The following is a 24719-nucleotide window of genomic DNA, read 5'->3' as shown; positions in this document are numbered from 1 at the left end:
CTCCGGTAACGCTGCGGCGGGTTCGTGGCGATCCGCGCGACTCGCGCGCATTCCCGCAACCGGATCTTCAGGCCCTGGTACGACGCTGGTCCCGCCGGATCAGACCGGACGAGGCCAGCCAGGACGAGCGTCGTGAGACGGACTGAAGCTCCCTACACCGCGAACAGAAGAGGGGACGCGAAGAGCATGTCGCGCAAGTATTTCGGAACGGACGGCATCCGGGGTCGGGCCAACGGCGTCATCACGCCGGAACTCGCCCTCAAGGTCGGCCAGGCAGCGGGCCTCGTGTTCCAGCGCGGCGACCATCGCCACCGCGTGGTGATCGGCAAGGATACCCGGCTCTCAGGCTACATGATCGAGACGGCGTTGATCGCCGGCTTCACCTCGGTGGGGATGGACGTGCTTCAGCTCGGCCCGATGCCGACTCCGGCGGTGGCGATGCTGACCCGCTCCATGCGCGCCGATATCGGCGTGATGATCTCGGCCTCGCACAACCCCTTCGAGGACAACGGCATCAAGCTGTTCGGCCCGGACGGCTTCAAGCTGAACGACGACGTCGAGCGCGAGATCGAGGCCCTGATCGACGGCGAACTGCACAAGCGCCTCGCGGGCTCGCGGGATCTCGGCCGGGCCAAGCGGATCGAGAGCGTGCACGCCCGCTACATCGAGTTCGCCAAGCGCTCGCTGCCCCGCAACCTCACCCTGGACGGCCTGCGCATCGTGGTGGATTGCGCCAACGGCGCCGCCTACCGGGTGGCGCCCGAGACCCTGTGGGAACTGGGCGCCGAGGTCATCGCCATCGGCGTCGAGCCGGACGGCTTCAACATCAACCGCGACGTCGGCTCCACCGCCCCGGCGGCGCTCGCCGCCAAGGTGCGCGAGCTGCGCGCCGATATCGGCATCGCCCTCGACGGCGACGCCGACCGGGTGCTCATCGTCGACGAGAAGGGCCAGTCGGTGGACGGCGACCAGCTCATGGCGGTGATCGCCCGCTCCTGGAAGGAGGACGATCGCCTGACCCAGCCGGGGCTGGTGGCGACCATCATGTCCAACCTCGGCCTGGAGCGCTACCTCGGCGGCATCGGCCTCACCCTCGCCCGCACGGCGGTGGGGGACCGCTACGTGCTCGAGCACATGCGCGAGCACGGCTTCAACCTCGGCGGCGAGCAGTCCGGCCACATCATCATGTCGGACTACGCGACCACCGGCGACGGCCTCGTGGCGGCCCTGCAACTCCTCAGCGTGGTCAAGCGCCAGGAGCGCCCGGTGAGCGCGGTCTGCCACTGCTTCGAGCCCCTGCCGCAGATCCTCAAGAACGTGCGCTACCGCTCCGGCGAGCCCCTGCGGGCCGATTCCGTCGTTACCGCCATCGCGCATGCCCGCGAGCGCCTGGGCAATGCCGGCCGCCTCGTCATCCGGCCGTCCGGCACCGAGACGGTGATCCGCGTGATGGCCGAGGGCGACGATCGGGGCCTCGTCCTCGAAGTCGTGGACGAGGTGGTGGACGCCGTGACCCGCGCGGCCGCCTGAGCCCGCTCAGATCCGGTCGTAGACCTGCGGGACCACGCCCCGCCAGGCGGCGAGCAGCACCGCCGTCACGGTCTCCGCCCCGGCCTCCCACAGGCTGAGGCTCGTCCATCCGCGCCGGCCCCAGGCCCCGTCGAGGGGTTCGAACAGCTCGGGCTCGGCCGCGATCCACGCGGCCTGGTCCGCCGGGCTGAGGCGCAGGACCACGCGCGCCTCCTCGACCCAGAGCGTCGCGAAGATGCGGCCGCCGACCCGGAAGTCGGGATGGCCGCTATGGGCGCCCTCGGTGACTTCGGGGAAGGACGCGGCGAGGCGTCGAACGTCGTCGGGATTCATCGCCAGGACCTTATCGCCCGGCGGCCCCGATCCCAACCGGGTCCGGCCGCTCCGAATACCGGCCGCGCCGGGACCGGACCATCGCGACGGCGCGGCCGTAACGGTTCCGCAAGGATAAGATTTAACGTTAAACCCGACTTAACCGTTGTCCCGCAGAGTGTCCTGGTCATCCCGCCGGTGTTTCGCGCTTCCGGCTCAAGGTCACCACAAGGACATCCGATGCGCCGCACCAAGCTTTCCGCCTTGGCGCGCTCGATCACGCTCGTTGCGAGCGTGGCAGCGCCCTGCCTCGCCCAAGCGGCGGATCTGCTGCCCCCGCTGCCCCCCGAACCCCTCCCGCCGCCCGTCGAGATCGGCGGCGGCTGGTACCTGCGCGGCGATGTCGGCGTCGGTGCCACCAGCATCGACAAGATCTCGACGGTCGTTCCGCACGGATACCTGCCCGACGGCTACCGCTACGACCAGAAGTCGGTCAGCGACAGCTTCTTCGCCGGCGGCGGCGTCGGCTACCAGTTCGGCAGCTACTTCCACGGCGACGTGACCGCGGAGTACCGCGGCGGCACCAAGCTCAAGTTCCAGGACAGCTTCAACAGCACCTGCTTCAGCAAGACCCACAACGAAGAGGGTCAGCACGACGCCTACGACTGCAAGGGCGTGAACGCCTACGGCGCCAGCCTGTCGTCCATCGTGGTGATGGCGAACGGCTACTTCGACCTCGGCACCTGGTACGGCGTCACGCCCTTCATCGGTGGCGGCGTCGGCACGGCCTTCCATCGCCTCAGCGGCTTCAGCGACTCAGGTTACGGCGCCGCCACGGGCGGCTACGGCTACGCCAAGGACAAGAACACCAACACCTTCGCCTGGGCCGCCATGGCCGGCCTCGGCTACAGCGTGACCCCGAACCTCAAGCTCGAAGTCGGCTACCGCTACCTCAACCTCGGCCACGTCGGCACAAACCCGGTGACCTGCATCAACGACCCGGATTGCGGCGGCGCCGTCTACAAGGTCAAGGACATCACCTCGCACGACGTGCGCATCGGCATGCGCTGGCTGCTCGGCGGCGGCGTGATCGCCCCGGTGGCTGAGTACCGCGAGCCGGCGCCCCTGGTGCGCAAGTACTGATCGGCCGCCCCCGGGCGGCGAGACGGGGCGGGGGTGCGGATCCACGGGATCCGCGCCCCCGTTCGCGTTCAGGCACCCGCGCCAACGCCGAGCTTCGAACGACCCTCCGGCGGACCCAAAACGGCAACGCGGCATTAGCCTTAAGCCGTCCCTAACGTTTACAGCGCAGTATAGCACTCAGGCATGCGTCACGCCGCCAAGCATTGCGTGGCCTGCCTTAAGTTGTCTTGCGTATGAGGGCGTCATGGCCGCGTCGTATTCCTTACCCGTCACGGTCTTCGCGTGTCTCCTGGCCGGAACAGCCTTGCACGGCGCCGCGCGCGCGGCCGACCTGCTGCCACCGCCACCGCCGGCGGTGGCCCCCGTGGCGATCGGGGAGGGCTGGTATCTCCGGGTGGATGCCACGGTCAGCGATTACGCGCGCCCGCGCGACGCGACCCGGCCGCCGGCCGACGGCACACCCCTGACCCCGCTCGAGCGGATGCACCTCGACACGGTGCCGGGCTACGGGGGCGGCGTCGGCTATCGCCTCAACAACTGGCTGCGCGTCGACGCCACCGTCGATCAGCGCCTCGGGTCCCGCTACAGCGCCTATTCCTCGGGCTCCCGCTACGTGGACGGCTACAACATCGAGGCCGGCAAGCTCGACGTGTTGACCGGACTCGTGACCGTCTACGCGGATCTCGGGACCTGGTGGGGGCTGACCCCCTATCTCGGCGCCGGCGTGGGCTTCGCCGACAAGGGCTTCACCAAGGCCTACACGCAGACGACCTGCCTGACCGACATCTGCGACGGGAATCCCCCGGGCATCCGCGACGCCGCGCGCCGCCCCAGCCGCTCCGTCACCTCGCTGGCCTGGGCGCTGACCGGGGGCGTCTCGTACGACATCGGCCACGGCCTGAGCCTCGACACGAGCTACCGCTACGTCGATCTCGGCCGCGCCAAGACGGGGGAGGACGCCTACGGCGCCGCCTCGCGCCTGAAGGACTTGGCCTCGCACGAGGTCCGCGTCGGCCTGCGCTACAGCTTCGCCGGCGGACCCGGCTCCCTGTCCGCCCCCTTGGCGGACCTGTCGCTCCCGCGCTGGAACCGGAACCCCTACGAGTAGGCCCGAGCGCCGAGCCCGGGGCGCGCGCCGCGCGTCCCGGTTCGAAGAGGATCGCCCGCCGGCCAGCGAAACGGACCGTTAAGGTTACTCAAGTAAAACCAAAGCACAGGCTCAGCACCCGAACCCTCGGTCTGACGCCGTGAGGACGACAACGATGCGTACCGCGACCCTCGCGCTCCTGGCCGGTTTCACCCTCGGCGTGTCCGCCCCCGCCCTCGGCGCGGACCTCGATTACGGCGTCCTGCGGGGGCCGGACTACGAGCCCGAGGTCCAGGTCATCGACTGGAACGGCATCTATGTCGGCGGGCACGGGGGCTACACCTCCGCCTCGCTCAACCAGACCAACGTGTTCCAGCGGATGCTCGCCACGGAGTTCCGGGCGCGCGACATCGAGAGCCAGTTCAGCGTTTCGTCGCTTCTCACCACCCCATCGGCGCGCGTCGAGGGATCGAGCTACGGCGCGTTCGCTGGCTTCAACTACCAGTTCGACGAGGCGGTGGTCGGCATCGAGGCGGACTACACGCGATACGATCGTGGCGGCCGGGCCGGCGACAGCATCAGCCGGATCATGACGACCACAGGCGGCATGACGGAGGTCGTCAACCTCGCGGGGATCTCGGCGACGAAGATCGAGGATTACGGTACCATCCGCGCCCGCGGCGGCTGGGCGTTCGGGCGGTTCCTGCCCTTCGTCACGGCGGGCCTTGCGATCGGACGCGCCGAGGTCACCGATACGGTCGCGATCCAGAACTACGGCTACGATTCGAAGACCTACGCGTCCAACCTGACCGCAACCACGCCGGCCTACGTCAACCGGCATGATTACGCCAGCTTCAACCCACAGTATCCAGGCCCTCGCTCGTCGCCGGCCGGGGAGACCCAGACGGTTCCGAACGCGCCCTACACCATCGGCAAGACGACCGTGAAGACGGTCGGCGGCCTCGCCCTCGGGGCTGGTCTCGAATTCGCCGTCACGCAGAACATTCTCCTGCGCGGAGAATATCAGTACGTCCAGTTCAACGATTTCGACGGGCACAAGGTGAACCTGAACACCGTGCGCGGCGGCGCCGCCCTGAAATTCTGAGCGGCGTTAAGTCCCCGCTCGCAGGTCCGCGCCTAGACTCGCGCCACGCGGCGGATGCGCCGCCCGGAGGCCCTTCATGCTTCGTCTCGTCCTCCTCGGCAGCGCCGTCGCGCTGGCCGCGCCCGCCCTGGCGGGCGGTGAGCCCGGCTATCCCCGGCGTGGGCCCTACCTGCCCCCGGAGGTCGCCTATCGCGATCCAGCCTACATCCCCCCGCCACCGCTGCGGCCCGTCCTCGCCGCGCCGGCCCTCCTGGCGCCGCGCTCCCTCGCACTGCCCCTCTACAACGAGCCGCCGCCGCGCTTTTCCGGACCCTGATCCGGATCAGCTCTCCAGCTCGGTGTCCCAGTACAGGTAGTCGAGCCAGGTGTGGTGATACTCGCGGTGGTCGAATTCCGGCTGGCGGCGGTGCAGTTCGTGCCGGGTCGGCCGGTGCGGTTCGTTGAGGAGGGGCATGTCCGCCTCCGCCGGGGTGCGGTTGGCCTTGCGCAGGTTGCAGGGCGAGCAGGCCGCGACCACGTTCTCCCAGCTCGACTGGCCGCCGCGCGAGCGGGGCACCACGTGGTCGAAGGTCAGGCCGCCCGAGGGCAGGCGCAGGCCGCAATACTGGCAGGAGAAGGTGTCGCGCAGGTAGATGTTGTAGCGCGTGAAGGCCGGGCTGCGCGCCAGGGTCACGTAGCTCTTCAGGGCGACCACGCTGGGGACGCGCAGGGAGCGGGAGGGCGAGCGCGCCTCGACGTCGTAGCTGGCCACCAGGGTGACGCGGTCGAGGAACAGCGCGGTGAAGGCGTCCTTCCAGGACCAGAGCGAGAGCGGATTGTACGAGAGCGGCCGGTAATCCGCATTCAGGACGAGCGTTTGGAGATCCAGCATCGGCGCTACCCTCTCGACGGGTCGACGAAGGGACAACGCGCAGGGTTTGGCCGGCGCATCGTCCCCGGTTGGTGAAAGATCAGAAATCTCCGCATCCCGGGGCGTCGCGGCGCGTGGCAGGCGGGCTCACGAGGATGCGGGGAGGGCCGGACACCCGCCCTGCGGCGCGGCGCGGATCGGACCGGCATTGGCCAAAAGCCGTCGCATCGGGCGAAAACGCCCGATTCGTGGCGACGCTCATCGGCGCGGATGGTCGTCGCCACCTCCTCGCACGGGAACGAAAAGGCCAGATCCATCGGGACTTAGTCTAATATCAGCGTGACACGCTTGTGAAGGTCGCCCGCCCCATCCCCGACGTCGCGCCCACAGGGCAGGGGCTGGCCGTTGGCGCGCCCGATTTCCCGCGCCGTCAGCCTTTCGCCCCATTGCTCGGCGAAGGGGCGGGCCCCGGCCGCTCCCCGCCCCGCCCGACCGCGCGCAGTTCTTGCTGGCGCGGTCCGGACGGGCGGGTCGTCAGCGGCCCGACACGGCGCGGCGCGGGGCTGCGCCGGAACCGCGCGGCACGCGCGGCACGCGCGGCGCGAAAGGATCGACATGGGCGTTATCCCGAGAGGCCAGAGGTTCGGCGGCATCCGGAGGGCGGCTTTGGCCGCCGCCTGGTTCGGTGCCCTTGCCCTGGCTCCGGCGGTGCTGGCCCCCGGCGGCGCGGCCGGGCAGGGGGCAACCGCCGTCCCGACGGCACCGGCCAAACCAGTCCCGGCCCCGGCCGGAACCCCGGCGCCTGCAGAGGCCAAGCCGGCCGCCAAGCCGGCGGCGCCCAAGCCCGCCGTCTCCGAGCAGATCCAGAACGTGCGCGATGAGCTCGACGCGGCCAAGGCCGACCTCGAGCAGCGCGAGAAAATCCTCACCGGCCCGAACGTCGGCAGCGGCGACCTGACCCGGGCCCGCGACGGCATCGAGGCCATCGCCGACAAGATCCGACACGTCATCGACATCACCTCCCCGCGCCTGGAAGCGGCCCGCGAGCGCCTGACCCAGCTCGGCCCCAAGCCGAAGGAGGGCGAGGAGGGCGAGGACGTGGCCCGCGAGCGCACCGAGCGCGAGCACGCGGTGGCGGAGATCGACGAGACCCAGCGGCTGGCCAAATCCCTCCTCGTGCAGAGCGACCAGATCGTCGATCAGGTCTCGAACCGCCGCCGCGCCGCCTTCACGCGCGGCCTGTTCGAACGGTCCACCGCCCTCGTCAGCCCCGACCTGTGGGTGCGGGCCGCCGCCGACCTGCCCCGTGACCTGCGCGCCCTGCAGAGCGCCGTGGAGGACACCGTGGCCCTGTTCGGCCGCAACGGCACGCTGGGCAACCTTCTGCTGCTCGGGGCCGCCTTCGGCATCTCGATCGCCCTGTATTTCGGCCGGCGCAACATCGCACCCCGCCTGGGCCGGCGCGACGTGAAGGCGGTGGCGCCCTCGCGGCGCAAGAAGCTCCTGGCGGCCTGGCGGGTGTTCCTGCTCGGCACCGTGCCGGCCTTCATCGGCTCCTACGCGGTCTATTACGCCCTCGACGCCACGGACCTCCTGCCCCTGCGACTCCTGCCGGTGGCGGGCGCCATCCTGGGAGGCCTCGCCTTCATCGCCTTCGTGGAGGCGCTGGCCGACGCGCTGCTCTCGCCCGACAAGCCCTCCTGGCGGGTGGCGACCATGGACGACACCGCCGCCGCCCGGGTGACGCGGCTGGCGGTGGGCATCGCCATCGTGATCACGGTGGTCAAGTCGATCGAAGCCCTCAATTCCGGCATCGCGGCGGCGCTCCCGGTCTCCATCGCCACCCGCGGCATCGGGGCCCTCGCCACCGCCCTCATCCTGGCCATCGGTCTGCACCGCTTCGCCGACACGGCGGAGAAGGAGGAAGCCTGCTTCGGCCCCTACGTGGCGCCGGAGGCGACCACGGGCATCGGCGGCCCCGCCCGGCTCCTCGGCTGGGCCGGGGCCATCGTCATCGCGGTGGCGCCCCTGATCGGCTACGTCGCCTTCGCGGCGTTCCTCATCGATCAGCTCGTCTGGGTGGCGGGCCTGTTCGTGCTGCTGTTCCTGCTGATCTCCAGCGCCGACACCTTCATCGGCGGGACGCTGGGCGACGACACCCGCATCGCCACGGCGCTGCAGGCCAATACGGGCCTGCGCAAGCGCTCGATCAACCAGATCGCCGTGCTGGCGACGGGCTTCACCCGCGTCGTCCTCGTCATGGTCGCGGCCCTCCTGGCGCTGGCGCCCTGGGGCCTCGATTCGACGGACGTGTTCTCCTCGGTGCGGACCGCCTTCTTCGGCTTCAAGGTCGGCGACGTCACCATCTCGCTCTCAACCATCGTGCTCGCCATCGGCCTCCTGCTCCTCGGCATGGCGGTGACGCGGGCGATCCAGCGCTGGCTCGAACAGACCTACCTGCCGGCGACCGACCTCGATGCGGGCCTGCGCAACTCGATCTCGACCATCGCGGGCTATATCGGCTTCCTGCTCACCCTGGCGCTGGCCTTCTCGTATCTGGGCCTGAGCCTGGAGAAGCTCACCATCGTGGCCGGCGCCCTCTCGGTGGGTATCGGTTTCGGCCTGCAATCCATCGTCAACAATTTCGTCTCCGGCCTCCTGCTGCTTTGGGAGCGCCCGATCCGGGTCGGCGATCAGGTGCTCATCGGCGACAGCGAGGGCATCGTGAAGCGCATCTCGGTGCGCTCCACCGAGATCCAGACCTTCGACCGTTCGGCCGTGATCGTGCCGAACTCGAATCTCATCTCCGGCATCGTGAAGAACCGCGTGCGGGGCGACCGGACCGGCCGGGTCAGCATCACGGTCAGCGTCCTGCGCAACCAGGACCCGGTCCACGCGGCCGAGCTGCTGATGGGCTGCGCCGCCGCCCAAGCAGACGTGCTCAAGGAACCGGCGCCCCGAGTGGTGTTCCGCAAGATCGGCGACCCCTTCCTCGAGTTCGAGCTGATCGTGATGATCGTCGACGTCAGCCTCAGCCTGAAAGTGCAGAACGATTTGAACCTTAGCGTCTTCCAGACCTTGTCTGGAGCCGGAATGATCCCGGCCCTCGGACCGGGCTCCAGCGTGGTCACGGTCCAGGGCCTGGAGAGCTTCCAGAGCGCGGTGGGCCAGATCGCCACCGCGTTCACGGTGCCGGGGCGCACCGACGGGCGGCCCGAGGGCGGGGCACGCCCCGAGGAGCGCTTCGACGAGGCCGAGCCCATGCGCTCGGCGGAGGCGGCGCGCCGGAGGTCCGGCGGCTGAGGAGCGACGGGAGAAGGACGTGGGGCGGATGTCGGGGACGGGACGGGTTTGCGGCATCGTCCTGACGGGGCTCGCCGCCGCGCAGCTCAACGCCTGCGCGCGGCCCGAATCGGTCAACGACGCCCTGCCGAGCCTGTACTGGCCGATGACGACCCAGGGCGCGCAGGTCGACGCCGCCACCGCCCGCGACATGATCTCGGCCTACCGCGCCCGCAGCGGCTTAGCCCCGCTCGCCCTCGACCCGAACCTCCAGAAGCTCGCGGAGGCCGAGGCCGCCGCCATGGCCAGCGCCGACCGGCCGAGCCGGGCCCAGACCGTGAAGAACGCGGTGGAGCGGCTCGGCTTCGCCGGGCCGGAGGCCAACCTCTCGGCGGGCTACCACACCCTGGCCGAGGCCTTCTCGGGCTGGCGCGACAGCCCCGCGCACAACGCCACACTGCTGGCCCCCGATGCCCGGCGCATGGGCATCGCCACAGCCTACGCACCGGGCTCGAAGTACAAGGTCTACTGGGCCCTGCTGGTTGCCCGCTAAGGCGCATTGCCGCCGATGTGGATACCGGTTCGGGCATCGTACGGCGTCCGCTCGATCGGAGCGGACGCCGCATGGTTCAGAGGTAGCCGTGGTCAGCCATCCAGACTGCGTTCGCCGCAACGATGGCGTCGGCGATGTCCGGATCGAGCTCCTGCTCGTATCGACCGACGACCCCGCTCTGGCGGTGCCCGCCATGCAGCAACGTGGTCGCATCGAAGGCGCCTGACGCGGCGGGCACGTGAATCGTCTCGACGGCCCTCGCGATTTCCTCGGCGTCCGCAGACGAATTGATCGCGTCCAGCACCTCGCGCACGACGGCGAGAGGCTCAGTGACAATTCTGGCATACGGCAGATCCAGCGTCGCGCGCGAACTCCAATACTCATGATTGCTTCGCACCGCGATCGAAGTCTCGACGGCCTTCGCATCCGTCACCCACCCCATGCCGCGCAATGAAACGAAGACGTCGCGCAGATCGCGATGACATGTCAGAACGATGTCCGCGCGCTGCGCCCAGCCCTCGTGCGGCTCGTGCAGCTTCACCAGGGTGTCGTGGTCGTCCGATGAGGATGGCAGATCGTCGACCCATCCCACGATCACACTCGGAAGCCCCAACCGTACAACGTTGTAAAGCCATGTACTGCCGGAGCGGTTCGCCCCCGCCGTCAGAATAATACTCATGCTTCCAATGTCGTTGATGATGAATACGGCAATGCGCCCGTATTTTTCCAGATTAAGACATCGTCGACTGCGGAGCAATAGCGGTGCGCCCGAACATACGGCATCGGACCTTCGGAAAGCCATTCGGCAGACGCGCGAACCGTTGCGTGCTCGCGAGAACCAAGCGCATTCGCCGCCGCTGGACACGATGTCTTCGATCCAACGTGACCGGGAGGGGCTCCGAGCGGCGGAAGCCCTGCCGATGATCGCAGAACGGCGACACCTGGCCGGTATCGCCGTGTCGTCTGGCGTCAGTCGGTCCCTTCGGCTTGCCGAACCCGTCGCGGCTCCGGCGCGTCAGGGGAAGTTCTTCATACGCGGCGTCGGAGCCGGCTCGCTGAGGAGCGTCACCGTCACCCGCCGGTTGGCCGGCAGGTAGGGGTTGTCGGGGAACATCGGCTCCGTGTCGGCTTTGCCGGTGACGGAGGCGAAGCGGTCGTCGGGCACGCCGCTGCCGGCCAGGATCTCGCGCACGCTGATGGCCCGGTTGGCCGAGAGTTCCCAGGGCGGGGCGAGGGGGCGCGAGCCCGGGCGTTCCGTGGCGGTGTAGCCCGTGATGGCGATGCGGTTGGGCATCTTGCGCAGGGTCCCGGCGAGGCGCTCCAGCAGGCGCCGGGTGCGGTCGTTGGGACGGCTCGATCCGTCGCGGAACATCGAGGCACCGTCCTGGTCGACGATGGACACGTCGGTGCCGCGCTGCGAGGGCGACACGATGATGTTCTTCGACAATTCGGCGACCTCGGGCATGTCCTGCATCGCCTGGCGCAGGCTCGCGGCGGCGAGACCGGCGCCGTCCGGATAGCCCTTGTCCGGCATCCCCTCGTCGACGTTGCCGTCCACCGCCGGCGGGGTGGTGTGGTCGGAGGCCAGTTCGGGCGGGATGTCGCGCCGGTACTTCACCTTGTCGGCGTGGGCGAGGCCGTCCTTCTCGATGATGCCGGCGAAGCGCGACTCCTTGTTGACGCCGAAGGCGTCGCGCATGGAGCCGGCCACCGCCTGCATCTTCTTCTGGTCCTGCGTCGAGTAGGCGGCGATCATGACGAAGAAGCTCATCAGCAGCGCCATGAGGTCGGCGAAGGTCACGAACCAGCCGTGGCCGCCATGCGCGCCGCCGCGCTTCTTCTTAGCCATGCGCGCGGCCTCTCTGGGTCATGCGCGTCAGGCCGCCTCGGCCACGAGTTCGTCGCGGTGGTTGTGCGGCAGGTAGGCGATGAGCATCTCGCGCACCAGCGAGGCGCTCTTGGCGTCGCGGATGAGCAGGATGCCGTCGATGATGAGCGAGCGGGAGACATCCTCCTCCTCCAGCTTCACGTGCAGCTTGTCGGCCAGCGGCAGGGTGATCATGTTGGCGATCAGCGCGCCGTAGAGGGTGGCGAGCAGGGCGGTGGCCATGGCGGGGCCGAGCTTGGAGGGGTCCGACATGTTGGCGAACATCGTCACCATGCCGAGGATGGTGCCGATCATGCCCCAGGCCGGGGCGCAGTCGCCGAAGGCGCGGTAGATCTTCGAGCCTTCGTCGAGATGCATGAGGAAGTTGTCGCGGTCGCGCTCCATCGTGTCGCGGATGAACTCGCGGTCGTAGCCGTCGGCGATGTAGCGAGCGCCCTGCGCCAGGAAGGGGTCGGAGATCTCCATGTTCTCCAGGGCCATCGGGCCGGATTTCCGGACCACGTCCGCGATCTTGGTGATCTCGTCGATCAGCTCCCGCGGCTTGATGGCGCGCATCGAGAAGGCGTAGCGCAGGCCCATCGGCAGGCCGTGCATCATCGTCGAGAAAGGAAAGCGCATCATCGTGGCGGCGGTGGCGCCGCCGAAGATCACGATCACCGCGTGCTTGTCGAAGTAGGCGGCGAAGTTGCCGCCGTCGATCATGATCAGGGTGAAGACGACGCCGAAGCCGCCGACGAGGCCGATACCGGTTGCGAGATCCATGATCACTCGAAGCCTGAGCGGCTGCCCGCATGCCGCGTTGGCGCCGCGAGGACGGGGCGCCGGACCCACCCCTACGGAATCATGCTGAAGGAACCGTAAAAATGCTGGCCAGGGGCCGACGATCGGGTCATGCACCGTTCAGGGAGCGCCGGACATAAGGCACGGCACGCCAAGGGCTTGGTGGCGGGTATTCGGTGGCCTCCGGGTCGCCCCCGCAGCGGCCCGATCCGGCACGGAGCACACGGTATCATGTCGTTGGTTCGTCATTACGCACGAGTCATGGGTCTTCTGGGAGGCGACCGCCGCCTCGCGGCACTGCTGGCCTGCGCCAACGTGGCCCTGGCGGTGGCGGCCTTCGCCGAGCCGCTGCTGATGGGCCGCATCATCGACCAGCTCACGCACCTGAAGAGCAACACCAACGCCTTCGCCACGCTGGCGCCCCTGATCGCCGCCTGGGTCGCCTTCGGCCTGTTCACGATCGCGGCCGGCGTCACCATCGCGCTGCATGCCGACCGGCTGGCCCACCGCAACCGCCTCGCCGCCATGGCGAACTATTTCGAGCATGTGCTCGAGCTGCCGCTCGCCTTCCACTCCTCGAACCATTCCGGCCGCGTCCTCAAGGCGATGCTGGAGGGCTCGAACGGCATGTTCTGGCTCTGGCTCGGCTTCTTCCGCGACCACTTCGTGGCCTTCGTGTCGCTGATCGTGCTCCTGCCCATGACCCTGTTCGTGAACTGGCAGCTCGGCGCGATCCTCGTCGTGCTCGTGCTCGCCTTCACGGCGCTCACCACCATGGTCATGCGCCGCACCGAGACCCTGCAGGGCCGGGTCGAGGCCTACCAGTCGGGTCTGGCCGAGCATGCCTCGGACGCGCTGGGCAACGTCGCCGTGATCCAGTCCTTCACCCGCGCCAAGGCGGAGAAGGAGGCGATGCACGACATCATCCGCAACCTGCTCGCCGCGCAGATCCCGGTGCTCTCCTGGTGGGCGCTCGCCAACGTCGCCACCCGCGCCTCCGCCACCCTGACCATGACGGCGATCTTCATCACCGGTATCGCCCTGCACCAGCACGGCCAGGCCAGCGTCGGCGAGGTCGTGGCCTTCATGAGTCTCGCCACCATGCTGGTCTCGCGCCTCGATCAGGTCGCCACCTGCATCAACGGGCTGTTCCAGCAGATGCCCAAGATCGCCGAATATTTCGAGATCCTCGACACCGCCCCGGCCGTGCACGACCGTCCGGGCGCCCAGCAGGTCGCGCGCTTCGACGGCGCGGTCGCCTTCGAGGGCGTCGGCTTCTCCTACAATGCCCGCCGCAAGGCCCTGGAGGACGTCTCCTTCACGGCGCAGGCTGGCGAGACCATCGCGCTGGTCGGCACCACGGGCTCGGGCAAGTCGACCACGCTGGGCCTCCTGCACCGCGCCTTCGACCCCGATCACGGCGCCATCCGCATCGACGGCACCGACATCCGCGACATCGGCCTCTCCTCCTTGCGCCACAACATCGGCGTGGTGTTTCAGGAGCCGATGCTGTTCGCCCGCTCGATCCGCGAGAACCTTCTCGTCGGTCGTCCCGACGCCACCGATGCCGAGATGCTCGACGCCCTCGAGCGCGCCCAGGCCAGCGAGTTCATGGCGCGCCAGGCCGACGGCCTCGATACGGTGATCGGCGAGCGCGGCCGCTCGCTCTCCGGCGGCGAGCGCCAGCGCCTCTCCATCGCCCGCGCCCTGCTCAAGAACCCGCCGGTCCTGATCCTCGATGAGGCGACCTCTGCCCTCGATGCAACCACGGAGCGCAAGCTCCAGGGCGCCCTGGAGGCCGTGATGGAGGGCCGCACCACCTTCGTCATCGCCCACCGCCTCGCGACGATCCGCAACGCCGACCGCATCCTCGTCTTCCACGAGGGCCGGATCGTCGAATCGGGCAGCTTCGACGACCTCGTCGCCCAGAACGGCCGCTTCGCCGACCTCGCCCGGGCCCAGTTCATGGCCGCCGCCGAACCGGACGCGATGCCCCTGGCCGCCTGAGCGGGCAGGCCCGGATACGACGAAGCCCTTCCGGGACGATCGGAAGGGCTTTTTTCGTTTGCTTCGGAAGGGCTTGGGCCGGTTTCCGGATGCCGTGCGGCAGCCTTGGCGAGGATCGCCCGGCGCCCGGCGGCGAGCGGATCGCCGGCAGCCGGTCGCCCCACCGCCTTCGGACCGGACGTGAAGTACGGCGCGTAAATCTTTGCTGCGAAATCGCGAACGCGCCTGAGGGTCAGGCCTCGACGTGGGCCGGCGTCATCGCTCCGGCCGCCGGCACCGTCGCATCCTCGGCCCAGACCCGGAACTTGGTCAGGCGGTTGGGGCCGAAGGTGTGGGTCAGCGGCACGTCCGCCGCGTCCCGGCCGCGCGCCACGAGGATGCGGCCCCGGCGGCGGGCGTTGTTGCGCGGGTCGAACATGCGCCAGGCGCCCCCGAGATAAACTTCCGTCCAGGCGGCGAAATCCCCCGGCGCGTGCGGCTCGGGCTCGCCGATGAAGCTGAGATAGCCGGTGCAGTAGCGCGTCGGAATGTTGAGGGCCCGGCAGAAGGCCACGAACAGGTGCGCGTAGTCCCGGCAGACACCGCGCCCGCTCACGAAGGCATCCGCCGCCGTGCGGTCCACGTGCGCGTAGCCGTAGCCGAACGTGATGTGCCCGTGCACGTAATCGCAGATCGCCTGCACCCGGGACCAGCCAGGCTCCAGGTGGCCGAACAGGTCCCAGGCGTCCCGCGAGAGCAGGTCGGATTCGCAGTAGCGGCTGGCGACCAGAAAGGGCAGGGCCTCCTCGGGGAGGTCCTCCACCCGGTGCTCCTGCGCCTCCGGCGCCACGGGGTCGAGTTCCCCGTCATCCTCGATCTCGGCCTGGACGCTCAGGGTCAGCGCTCCGGCGGGGGCCACGAAGCGCACGGTGCGGTTGCCGAACACGTCGCGGAACGTCCGCACCGGCTGCGGCGGATCGAGGGTGAGCACGTCCGGCGGCACCGCCGCGAGGCCTCCGGCCTGATAGGAGGTGAGCCGGGCGATCAGGGGTGTAGGCTGCGGGAAATCATAGCCCATCTCGCACCCAAACCTGATCCGCATCGAAGCTCCCCCGGGCCGGCCGCCGCGCCACCGCCGGCCCCCTCACTGCCCGCGCGCGATCCGGGAGGCTAGGCCGCAAAGGTCACAGACGGATGTCATCGCGTGGCGCCGCGCGCGGATGGAGCACAGCCGGCTCAGAGCCCCCGGGCCCGAGCCTGCTTTTCCTGCATCCGCGCCTGAAGCCGCACTCGCCGCGCTGCAATGACGGTGCCATTGATCTCGCCGCCGAACAGGAACATCGCGGCGAGCCAGTACAGAAAGACGAGGAACACCATCGCGGTGGCCAGACCCCCGTAGGTGGAGGCGTAGGCGTTCGAGAACCGGTCGAGGTAGTAGCCGAAGCCGAGGCCGGCGAGGAACCACAGCAGCAACGTCACCGCGATGCCGGGGACCACCGCCCAGACCGAGCGACGCCCCGTGGCCACGAACTTGTGGGCGATGACGAGCACGGCGAGCAGCAGGAAGGCCGTGATGCCGATCCGCCCGATGGCGACCGTGAGGCTCAGGGGCTCCAGCCCCGGCGCCACGTTGATGACCTTGCGCCAGATCAGCGGCCCGAGCACCACCAGGAGCGCGAAGGCCAGCATCGCGAAGGCGCCGCAGACGACGTAGGCGATGGATTCCAGCCGCGTCAGCCACCAGGGCCGAGCCTCGCGCAGGCCGTAGGCGCGGTTCAACCCAACCCGCAGGCTCTCCACGCCGGAGGACGAGAAGTACAGCGCCAGCACGGCGCCGACCGTGAGCACGCCGCCGCGCTGCTCGGTGAGCACGCGGTGCATCTCGGCCACGATGGGTTTCGCGACCTCGCGCGGCCAGGCGTCGAAGATGAGCACGCCGGCCTCGTCGGCGAGCGATTTCGTCCCGAACACGCCGGCGAGCGCCGCCAGCAGGATGAGGAAGGGAAAGAGGGCGGTGAGGGTCGAGAGGGCGATGTGGCTGGCGATGGCCCAGCCGTCATGGGCGACGAAGCGTTGCGCGGCGACGCTCGCGATCTCGAAGGGCTTGCGGATTCGGCTCACGGGGGTGGGGCTTGTCCTCGGGCTCGGGGCGGGCGATCCGGGCCGAACGGCTCGGGCGTGTCTTCTAAACGCAACGCGGGCCTTTCGCGCAACGCCCCGCGCGCCCGCAAGACGAACCGGCGCCGGGAACCGTCGCCGAACAGGGTTGAATTCCCCGCCGGGGCGTGATGGCTCCCGCCCACCATGCATGCACCGGCCCTCGTCTCCAGTCTCTTCGTCCTGATCTGGGCGACCGGCTTCGTCGCGGCGCGCTTCGTGGCGCCGCACGCGGAGGCGTTCACCTTCGTGGCGATCCGCGTGGTCGGCGTGGCGTTCGTCCTGATCGCCCTCGCGCTCTGGCGCGGCGCGCGCTGGCCACGCGACCGGGCCGGCTGGCTCCATGCCGGGATCGCGGGCGTGATGATGCAGGGCGTCTACGTCATCGGCGTGTTCTGGTCGGTCCAGCACGGGCTGCCCGCCGGCATCGCCGCCCTGGTGGGCAGCCTGCAACCGCTCCTGACCGCGATGCTGGCCGGCCCGGCCCTCGGGGAGCGGGTGAGCCGGCGCCGCTGGCTCGGGATCGCAATGGGGTTCTCGGGCGCGCTCCTGGTGCTGGCCCCGAAAGTCGGCGCCCCGGATTCCGCCGGCATCCCCGTGCCGGCGCTGGCGGCCTGCCTCGCCGCCATGGTGGCGATGACCGCCGGCACCCTCTGGCAGAAGAGCCGCGCGGGCGGGGCGGACCTCCTCAGCAACGCCGCCATCCAGTTCGTCGGGGCCGCCCTCCTCGCCGTGCCGGTGGCGCTCCTTCTGGGCACGGGGCGCTTCGACGGCTCGGCGCCCCTCTGGGCCGGCCTCGCCTGGTCGATCCTCGTGAACTCCGTGGCGGGGATCCTGCTGCTGCTGGCCCTGATCCGGCGCGGAGCGGTCGCGGGGGTCGCCGCGCTGCTGTTCCTGGTGCCGCCGGTCTCCGCCCTGATGGCCTATGGCCTGTTCGGCGAGGCGCTGGAGCCGGTGCAGATGGGCGGCATGGCGATCGCGATTCTCGGGGTCGCCATCGCGAGCCGGGGGTGATTATTTCTTTGCGCCCGCACTCAATAAAGTTCAACAAACCCCGCCGGCCTGGGAAAGATCAAGGTTTTTCGCGCTGACGAATAATGCATTCAGGCGGGATAGTGCCGCGCTGCGGCGAGATGCCTCTACAGTCCCGGCAAAGCCGCCTATAATGAGCGCCAAAGCCTCTTCTCCTTTCAGCGAGTGTGCCATGTCCGCATCCCCCGTCGTCTCGACCGAACCGCAGGATCTTCTCTCCCTGGCCCGCGAAGCGGCCGAGGCCGCCAAGGGCCTCGTGGCCGAGGCGACCCGCCGGGTGCGCGCCACCGTCCTGTCGGACGAGGGCAAGATCTCGGCCGAGAAGATGGAGACCCAGCAGCACGCCACCCACGGCCTGGCCTGGACGGCGACCTACGCGGAGGGCGTGCGGGAACTCGCCGCCTACGCGCAGCGCCTGACCGAGTCCGGCGAGTTCGGCGAGACCGAGAGCCTGCTGGTGCGGATCGGGCTGGGCGAGTACCTCGACCAGATCTTCTCCGGCATCCCGATGAGCCAGGGCGAGATGGTCCGCCCCACCGGCTCCCTGGGCTTGGCCGCGCGCGAGGTCGCCAAGTTCCGCACCGACGCGGTGGAGACCCTGATCGCCGAGGGCAACACGGCCGAGAACCGCGCGGCCCTCGTCGCCCGCATCCGCGACAATGGCGGCTCGGCCACCATCGGCAAGTCCGGCCTCGACGAGGACATGGAGGCGATCCGCTCCGAGATGCGCCGCTTCGGCCTCGCCGAGGTCGTGCCGCACGCCCATGAATGGCACAGCCAGAACGCCTACATCCCCATGGAAATCGTGACGAAGATGGCCGAACTCGGCGTCTTCGGCCTGACGATCCCGGAAGAGTACGGCGGCATGGGCCTGCCCAAGATCTCCATGTGCGTGGTCTCCGAGGAACTGTCCCGCGCCTATATCGGCGTCGGGTCGCTCGGCACCCGCTCGGAGATCGCTGCCGAACTGATCCTCTGCGGCGGCACCGAGGAGCAGAAGCACCGCTTCCTCCCCGGCATCGCCTCGGGCGACACGCTCCCCACCGCCGTGTTCACCGAGCCGAATACCGGCTCGGACCTCGCCTCCCTCCGCACCAAGGCCGTCAAGGACGGCGATACCTGGCGGATCTCGGGCAACAAGACCTGGATCACGCACCCCGTGCGCGCCGACATCATGACCTGCCTGGTGCGTACCAAGCCCGAGGAGAAGGGCCACAAGGGCCTCTCGCTCCTCATCGCCGAGAAGCCGCGCGGCACCGATGCGGAGCCCTTCCCCGTCGCCGGCCTGTCGGGGGGCGAGATCCACGTCCTCGGCTATCGCGGCATGAAGGAGTACGAGCTCGCCTTCGACAATTTCGAGGTGCCGGCCGCCAACCTCCTGGGCGAGGTCGAGGGCAAGGGCTTTGCCCAGCTCATGCAGACCTTCGAATCCGCCCGCATCCAGACGGCGGCCCGCGCCATCGGCGTGGCGCAGAACGCCCTCGACCTCGGCCTGCGCTACGCCGAGGAGCGGGTGCAGTTCGGCAAGGCCCTGATCAACTTCCCGCGCGTCGCCGACAAGATCGCCATGATGGCGGTGGAGATCAACATCGCCCGCCAGCTCACCTACTTCTCGGCGCGCGAGAAGGACGAGGGCAAGCGCTGCGACCTCGAGGCCGGCATGGCCAAGCTGCTCGGCGCCCGCGTCGCCTGGGCGGCGGCCGACAACGCCCTGCAGATCCACGGCGGCAACGGCTTCGCACTGGAATACGCGGTCAGCCGCGTGCTCTGCGACGCCCGCATCCTCTCGATCTTCGAGGGCGCGGCCGAGATCCAGGCCCAGGTCATCGCCCGCCGCCTGCTCGAGACCGCCTGATCCGGGAAGGGGCGGGGGTTCGACCCGCCCCGAACAGTCGAGGACCGACACGCGAAGGGCCGGAGCGATCGATCGCCCCGGCCCTTTTCGCATCCGGCATGGCGCGGCCGACGGCCGGCTGCGGCCTACTTCGTGACCTTCACGGAGACGGGGTCGCTCGACGGGAAGGTCTCCTCCAGGGCTTCGTCCAGGCGCGCGTCGAGTTCGCCCTTCTGATTCTCGGGGCGCGACTTGTCGGAGCCTTTGGGCGCCGGCGCGCCGGTGGTGGAGATGGTGTCGGTCTGGGGGGTCTTCTCGGAATCGGCCATCGGCGGCTCTCCTTCGTGTCTTTAGGCAAGCGCCTCGTTCGGCACAGGGTCCGGGTCAACGCGGCCGGCGGCGCCCTGTTTCCATCCCGTCGCCTATCCCACCGCCCCGAGGGCCGGGCCGACGCCCGCCGCGGCCCGGCGCCTGGCGACGTAAGCGGAGGTCTCGGGCAGGTAGGGGAAGAAGCCCTCAAGGACCACGCGCGGGATGTCGAGGGGCCGGTAGGTCTGCGGATCCACGAACATCAGCGATTGCTCGCCCCGGCCGAGGAGCCCGTGCGCGTCGCTGTGGATCTCGTGCTCCAGGGTGACGAACTTGCGGTTGTGCGCCGCCACGCGGATCCGGACCATGACCGGATCGAACTCCCGTGCTTCGCGGCGGAAATCGTGAGTGAACGAGCGGGTGAGGATATAGTAATCCGTCTTGGCGAGGTCGAAATGCGGCACGCAGATGTTGAAGAACAGCTCGCGCGCCTTGCCGACCCAGCGGAAATAGTTCGCGAAGTAGATGTTCCCGACCGAGTTGGTGTCGTCGTAGGTCGGCGTCATGCGCAGGACGAACCAGGCCCCGTCGAAGCCGTGCGAGACGTTCCCCTCGTCGCGCCGCATCGGGATGACGGCCGCCACCGCCGTGCTCACGGGCGCCACCGCCGCGCCGACGGGCGCCGCCGGGGTCACGGCATTGGGGAGGGCGGCGCCGCGCCCGCCCAGGCGCTCGCGCACCATCGGCAGAGCACCGATCAGGCCGATCAGCGGCGCCAGCGCCATCAGGACCGGAATCGGCAGGACGTAGCCCGTCAGGAAGATGATCGCGGCGGCCAGTCCGATCATCAGGTTCAGCAGAGCGTCGTGCCGCAGGCTCGAGCCGAAGGCCGTGCAGACGAGGCAGGCAGCCGCTCCCACGAGGAGCGTCGCGAAGGGGATCATGAGGTAGATCGGGGGCAGGTCGTTCGAGACCGCCGCCGCCGCGATGCCGCCGGCGGCGAGCATGATCCAGAGCGGCGAGGCGACGAGCCCCTCCGGCACGAAGGCCATCAGGGGCGCGGTGCTGCGGGTGGTGATCTGGGTCAGCAGCCAGCGGGTCGCCGCGTAGGAGCTGTCGATCGTCGACACCACCGCGATCACCGCCCAGAGGGTGAAGCCGATGGCAGCGAGGTCGAGACCGGCCGCGCGGATGCCCGAGGCCACCGCGCCCTGCGCCGCCGGCAGGCCGTCGGACAGGATGACCGCGTGGCCCGTCCCCACCGCCGCGGCGAGCGCCGCGTTCAGGGTCAGCAGACCGAGGAACATCAGGGCGCCGGCGCCGTAAGCGATTCCCGACGAGGCGCCGGCCCGGCGGATCTCGACCACGCGCTGCCATTGCTGCACGTCCATCCAGGGCCCGAGCAGGAAGCCCACGAGGGTCGGGACCACGAGGCCGAGGAAGCGGGCGTCGAAGGCCGCGAAGGGCAGGGGCGTCACGGAGGGCGCGGCCCGCAGGCTCCAGAGCGCGAGGAGCCCCGCCCCCACGCCGACCGGCAGGAGGACGAGGTGGACGAGGCGCAGCTGCCCCAGGCTCGCCGCGTGCCCGAGCGCGCAGGCGACGATGACCAGGAGCGCGGCGACGAGGCCCCCATGCGCGCCGAAGAGGGGGGCCCAGAGGCAGGAGACGAAGCTGAAGACCGTCAGGGATACGGCGAAGATCTGACAGAGCAGGAACAGCAGCGCGTAGTGCCCGCCGAAGTTCGCGATCGTCTCGGCGGGATTGCGACGGGGCGAATTCAGCACCCATCCGAACAGGAACAGGCCCGTTGCATTGGGAACCGCAAAGGCGACGAATCCCAGCCAGCCGTAGGTCAGCGTGACGTGGATCGCGTAGAAGAAACCCAGCCCCCAGAGCCAGGACAACGCGACGGTCGGGGCCCAGACCAGGGACCGCAGGAAGGGTGTTCTCATCGTGATCGCCCCAGGTTTTGGACCGATGGCATGTTCCGACGCGGTCGCTACGCTCAGATCGGACGAAGACTTGCGTTTATCGATTCGAGACAAGGCTTAAGAACCACGCGGGCATCTCGGCGAGCGCCGCGCCGCCGACTCTTGTTTGGTGAGCCTCTTCGCATCGCAGCGAAATAGCCAGGAAAACTTCCGGCTATCCAAAACGATTCTCGCCAAAACGATTCTCGCAAGAGCGGTGCCGGCCGGCGCGTCAGGGCCGGGCGGGCACCGGGGCAGGGCGGGGGGCGGGGCGCACCCGGGTTCCGGCCCGGCCCGCGTCCCGCAGGACGTGCTCGTAGACGAGCCGGAGCCGGTCGAGATGGGCCTCGATGGTGAGCGGGGCCGACCAGTAGCTCTCGTAGGCCGCCCGGCCCATGCGGGCGGCGAGGTCGTCGTCACGCAGGCGCGTGAGGTGGGCGGCCAACGCCGCCGCGTCGCCGGAGCGGAACCAGTAGCCGGTCTCGCCGTCCTCCACGGCCTCGCGGCCCGCGCAGGCATCGCTCACGATCACCGGCGCGCCGCAGGCCAGGGCCTCGTAGACGGTGAGCGGCTGGCCCTCATACCAGACGCTGGGGAACACGAGGGCGCGCGCCGTCCGCATCAGGGCGTGCACCCCGGCCTCGTCCCGCCAGCCCAGCATCACGGCCTCGGGATAGCGCGCCGCGAGCTCGGCCCTGGCCGGGCCGTCGCCGACGAAGACCGGGCGCACCCCGGCGAGCCGGGCGGCCTCGGCGAAGATCGGTGCGCCCTTCTCGGTGGAGATGCGTCCGACGAACAGGAAATCCCCCGGCGGCCCGGAGCGGAGCGGCGCCCGCGTCACCGCGATCGGGTTGTCGACCCGGTGAAAGCGGGTCGCAGCGGGCAGGTGGGGCGTGATCACCCGCTCCTGCAGGGCGCTGATGGTGACGATGTGGGGGAAGACGTCCTTGAGGCCCGCCACGTGCTCCAGGGCGGCGTGACGCACCACCCGCAGGAGCTTGCGCGGGTAGCTGCGGGCGTCGCAGTTCGTGCCGAGGCAGGCCAACGACATCGGCACGCGGTGGCAGATCCGCGCGGCCGGATACTCGTAGAAGCCGCCGTTCGGGCAGACCAGGAAGAACTCGTGCATGGTGTAGAGGCACGGCAGGCCGGAGGCGGCGAGGCTCTGCCCGATCGAGGGCGAGAGCGCCTTGGCGAATGCGTGGACGTGCACCACCGTGTCGCGCGGATCGAGCCCGCGCAGCTCCGCCGCGAGGCGCCGGGCGGCCGTGCGGTTCCAGATCGCCTGCGCGGCGAAGGCGAGCTTGTTCTTCGCCGTGCTGACATCGTCCTGGCCGAGGCAGACCACGCGGATGCCGGCCGCCTCCAGGCGCGGGTCGGCGGGGCCGACGGCGGCGAACACCGTGACGCGGTGTCCCTGCGCCGCCAAGCCGAGGCCCGCATCGAGGGCCACCTTGGCCTGGCCGCCGTTGACGAAGGCGTGGTCGACGACGAGGACGACGTGCATGGCGAACGGTTCCGGCCGGCGACAATTGGGCCGAGATCTTTACCGAACATGCGTTGATCGCCGGTAAACCTTGCGCTCTTCGCGGCGCACGCCGCACGGGACGCAATCGGGCAGATCCATGCACATCGTCGTGTTGGCCGAATTCGCCGTGGCGAGCGGGGGGGCGGAGAAGGTGGCGGTGGAATCCGCCCGCGGCCTCGCCGAGGCCGGGATCGACGTCACCTACATTCAGGCCATCGACGGGCCGGCCGACCCGCTCCTCGACCATGCCCGCATCCGCCGGATCGGCCTCGGCAACACCGACATCTGGAGCCGTCCGGCCCACCGGGCGGCCCTCGACGGGCTCTGGGACGGGGCGGCCGCTGCGCGCCTCGGCGCCGCCCTGGACGCGCTGCCGGTGCGGCCCGACCTCGTCCACCTGCATCAGTGGACGCGCAGCCTCTCGCCGAGCGTGTTCGCGGCCCTGTTCGCGCGGGGCCTGCCCGTGGCCGCGACCCTGCACGACTACTTCCTCGCCTGCCCCAATGGCGTCTATTACCGCTTCGACACGGCCGCGCCCTGCACCCTGAAGCCGCTCTCGGCGTCCTGCATCGCCGCCCCCTGCGACGGCCGCAGCCGCCTGCACAAGCTGGTGCGGGTGGGCCGCTCGGTCGCCCTGCGGACGGCCCTGAAGGCGCACCCCCTCGACCTCATCCACGTCTGCGACGCGAGCGTGGCCCGCATGGGCGCCCTGCTGACGGGCTCTGGCCTGACCCATCACCGGGTCGACAACCCGGTGCGGGTGGAGAAGGGCCCCCCGGCCGACCCGGCGGGGGCCAAGGCCATCGCGTATGTCGGGCGGCTGACCCGGGAGAAGGGCGCCGACCTCGTAGCCGAGGCGGCCGAGGCGGCCGGACTGCCCGCCCTGTTCATCGGCGCCGGCCCCCTGGAGGCGTCCCTGCGCGCCCGGCCCGGCGTCGAGGTCCTGGGCTGGCAGGCGCCCGACGCGGTCTGGGACATCCTGCGCCGCCGCGCCCGCGCGATCGCCGCGCCCTCGCGCTGGTACGAGACCGGCCCACTCACGGTCTACGAGGCGCTGGCCAACGGCCTGCCGGTGGTCGCCTCGGATCGCTCCGGCGCCTGCGAGAAGGTGGTCGACGGGGTGACCGGTTTCACCGTCCCCCCGGAGCCCGAGGCGCTCACCCGCGCCTTCGCGGCCCTTGGCGACGCGGACCGCGCCGGGCGCCTCGGCGCGGCGGCCCATGCCCGCTACTGGGCCGCCCCGATGACGCTGACCGCCCACGCCGCCGCCCTGGTCGCCGTCTACGAACGCATCCTGTCCGCGCGCGGCGCGCCCCGCGCCCGATCGGGCCGGATCGCCTCAGCGGCGTGAGGCGCCAAGGCTGCGCCGGCAA

22 protein-coding genes are annotated in these 24719 nt (G+C 70.0%); 11 read left to right on the top strand and 11 right to left on the bottom strand.

Going from position 1 to position 24719, the window contains the following annotated elements:
• The first annotated feature begins 186 nt into the window (after positions 1-186).
• Complete coding sequence (gene glmM / locus MKK58_RS23510; protein WP_243915385.1) at positions 187-1530, top strand: phosphoglucosamine mutase; 1344 nt, start codon at positions 187-189, stop codon at positions 1528-1530.
• A 6-nt stretch (positions 1531-1536) separates the two neighbouring features.
• Here the strand turns inward: glmM and MKK58_RS23505 are convergent, their stop codons facing one another.
• A complete protein-coding gene (locus MKK58_RS23505; protein WP_243915383.1) occupies positions 1537-1863 on the bottom strand; it encodes an MmcQ/YjbR family DNA-binding protein in 327 nt (108 codons plus the stop codon).
• 219 nt (positions 1864-2082) lie between these two features.
• Between MKK58_RS23505 and MKK58_RS23500 the strand changes: the two genes are divergently transcribed.
• From MKK58_RS23500 to MKK58_RS23485, 4 genes are all read left to right on the top strand, one after another.
• Positions 2083-2985 carry an outer membrane protein gene (locus tag MKK58_RS23500; RefSeq protein ID WP_243915381.1) on the top strand — a complete coding sequence of 301 codons (903 nt, stop codon included), beginning with the start codon at positions 2083-2085 and terminating at the stop codon, positions 2983-2985.
• A gap of 244 nt (positions 2986-3229) precedes the next feature.
• Positions 3230-4093, top strand: a complete 864-nt coding sequence (locus MKK58_RS23495; RefSeq protein WP_243915379.1) for an outer membrane protein — start codon at positions 3230-3232, stop codon at positions 4091-4093.
• A 154-nt stretch (positions 4094-4247) separates the two neighbouring features.
• A complete protein-coding gene (locus MKK58_RS23490; RefSeq protein ID WP_243915377.1) occupies positions 4248-5177 on the top strand; it encodes an outer membrane protein in 930 nt (309 codons plus the stop codon).
• 76 nt (positions 5178-5253) lie between these two features.
• Complete coding sequence (locus MKK58_RS23485) at positions 5254-5493, top strand: hypothetical protein (protein WP_243915375.1); 240 nt, start codon at positions 5254-5256, stop codon at positions 5491-5493.
• Positions 5494-5499: 6 nt separating this feature from the next.
• Here MKK58_RS23485 and MKK58_RS23480 read toward each other — a convergent pair whose 3' ends face one another.
• Entirely contained in the window at positions 5500-6048 is a 549-nt protein-coding gene (locus MKK58_RS23480; protein WP_243915373.1) for an HNH endonuclease, read from the bottom strand.
• Positions 6049-6642: 594 nt separating this feature from the next.
• Between MKK58_RS23480 and MKK58_RS23475 the strand changes: the two genes are divergently transcribed.
• Together MKK58_RS23475 and MKK58_RS23470 are read left to right on the top strand one after the other, a co-directional pair.
• On the top strand, positions 6643-9330 hold the full coding sequence (locus tag MKK58_RS23475; protein WP_409565303.1) for a DUF3772 domain-containing protein: 2688 nt from the start codon (positions 6643-6645) through the stop codon (positions 9328-9330).
• Between the two features lie 28 nt (positions 9331-9358).
• The gene (locus tag MKK58_RS23470) at positions 9359-9862 is read left to right on the top strand and encodes a CAP domain-containing protein (RefSeq protein WP_409565302.1); all 504 of its coding nucleotides are present in this window, start codon (positions 9359-9361) and stop codon (positions 9860-9862) included.
• A 76-nt stretch (positions 9863-9938) separates the two neighbouring features.
• On the opposite strand, the gene MKK58_RS23465 is transcribed toward MKK58_RS23470, so the two are convergent.
• From MKK58_RS23465 to MKK58_RS23455, 3 genes are all read right to left on the bottom strand, one after another.
• Complete coding sequence (locus MKK58_RS23465; protein WP_243915371.1) at positions 9939-10541, bottom strand: hypothetical protein; 603 nt, start codon at positions 10539-10541, stop codon at positions 9939-9941.
• A gap of 336 nt (positions 10542-10877) precedes the next feature.
• Positions 10878-11711: a flagellar motor protein MotB gene (locus MKK58_RS23460; RefSeq protein ID WP_243915369.1), complete on the bottom strand. Its 834-nt coding sequence runs from the start codon at positions 11709-11711 to the stop codon at positions 10878-10880.
• A 27-nt stretch (positions 11712-11738) separates the two neighbouring features.
• Positions 11739-12512, bottom strand: coding sequence for a motility protein A (locus tag MKK58_RS23455; RefSeq protein WP_243915367.1), 774 nt, complete (start codon positions 12510-12512; stop codon positions 11739-11741).
• Between the two features lie 249 nt (positions 12513-12761).
• Here MKK58_RS23455 and MKK58_RS23450 point away from each other — a divergent pair, with 249 nt between their 5' ends.
• Positions 12762-14537: a glucan ABC transporter ATP-binding protein/ permease gene (locus MKK58_RS23450; RefSeq protein WP_243915365.1), complete on the top strand. Its 1776-nt coding sequence runs from the start codon at positions 12762-12764 to the stop codon at positions 14535-14537.
• Between the two features lie 232 nt (positions 14538-14769).
• On the opposite strand, the gene MKK58_RS23445 is transcribed toward MKK58_RS23450, so the two are convergent.
• Positions 14770-15618 (bottom strand): transglutaminase-like domain-containing protein, encoded by an 849-nt coding sequence (locus tag MKK58_RS23445; RefSeq protein ID WP_243915363.1) that lies wholly within the window; start codon positions 15616-15618, stop codon positions 14770-14772.
• A 134-nt stretch (positions 15619-15752) separates the two neighbouring features.
• Positions 15753-16637, bottom strand: a complete 885-nt coding sequence (locus tag MKK58_RS23440; protein WP_243915361.1) for a YihY/virulence factor BrkB family protein — start codon at positions 16635-16637, stop codon at positions 15753-15755.
• A 183-nt stretch (positions 16638-16820) separates the two neighbouring features.
• On the opposite strand from MKK58_RS23440, the gene MKK58_RS23435 reads away from it, so the two are divergent.
• Positions 16821-17687, top strand: a complete 867-nt coding sequence (locus tag MKK58_RS23435; RefSeq protein WP_243915359.1) for a DMT family transporter — start codon at positions 16821-16823, stop codon at positions 17685-17687.
• Positions 17688-17717: 30 nt separating this feature from the next.
• On the opposite strand, the gene MKK58_RS23430 is transcribed toward MKK58_RS23435, so the two are convergent.
• Positions 17718-17879 (bottom strand): hypothetical protein, encoded by a 162-nt coding sequence (locus MKK58_RS23430; RefSeq protein WP_243915357.1) that lies wholly within the window; start codon positions 17877-17879, stop codon positions 17718-17720.
• On the opposite strand from MKK58_RS23430, the gene MKK58_RS23425 reads away from it, so the two are divergent.
• Positions 17878-19560, top strand: coding sequence for an acyl-CoA dehydrogenase family protein (locus MKK58_RS23425; protein WP_243915356.1), 1683 nt, complete (start codon positions 17878-17880; stop codon positions 19558-19560). The two genes, MKK58_RS23430 and MKK58_RS23425, sit on opposite strands and share 2 nt — an antisense overlap.
• A 125-nt stretch (positions 19561-19685) precedes the next feature.
• Here the strand turns inward: MKK58_RS23425 and MKK58_RS23420 are convergent, their stop codons facing one another.
• From MKK58_RS23420 to MKK58_RS23410, 3 genes are all read right to left on the bottom strand, one after another.
• Complete coding sequence (locus tag MKK58_RS23420; RefSeq protein ID WP_243915350.1) at positions 19686-19868, bottom strand: hypothetical protein; 183 nt, start codon at positions 19866-19868, stop codon at positions 19686-19688.
• Between the two features lie 93 nt (positions 19869-19961).
• Positions 19962-21800: an acyl-CoA thioesterase gene (locus tag MKK58_RS23415; protein WP_243915348.1), complete on the bottom strand. Its 1839-nt coding sequence runs from the start codon at positions 21798-21800 to the stop codon at positions 19962-19964.
• 250 nt (positions 21801-22050) lie between these two features.
• Positions 22051-23325 (bottom strand): glycosyltransferase family 4 protein, encoded by a 1275-nt coding sequence (locus MKK58_RS23410; RefSeq protein WP_243915347.1) that lies wholly within the window; start codon positions 23323-23325, stop codon positions 22051-22053.
• A gap of 118 nt (positions 23326-23443) precedes the next feature.
• On the opposite strand from MKK58_RS23410, the gene MKK58_RS23405 reads away from it, so the two are divergent.
• The gene (locus MKK58_RS23405; RefSeq protein WP_243915345.1) at positions 23444-24697 is read left to right on the top strand and encodes a glycosyltransferase; all 1254 of its coding nucleotides are present in this window, start codon (positions 23444-23446) and stop codon (positions 24695-24697) included.
• Positions 24698-24719 lie beyond the last annotated feature (22 nt).

This window comes from Methylobacterium sp. J-078 (assembly GCF_022829285.1).
Classification (GTDB): Bacteria; Pseudomonadota; Alphaproteobacteria; order Rhizobiales; family Beijerinckiaceae; genus Methylobacterium.
The sequence above is the reverse complement of the archived record's forward strand: the minus strand, read 5'-3'. Positions and strand labels throughout refer to the sequence as shown.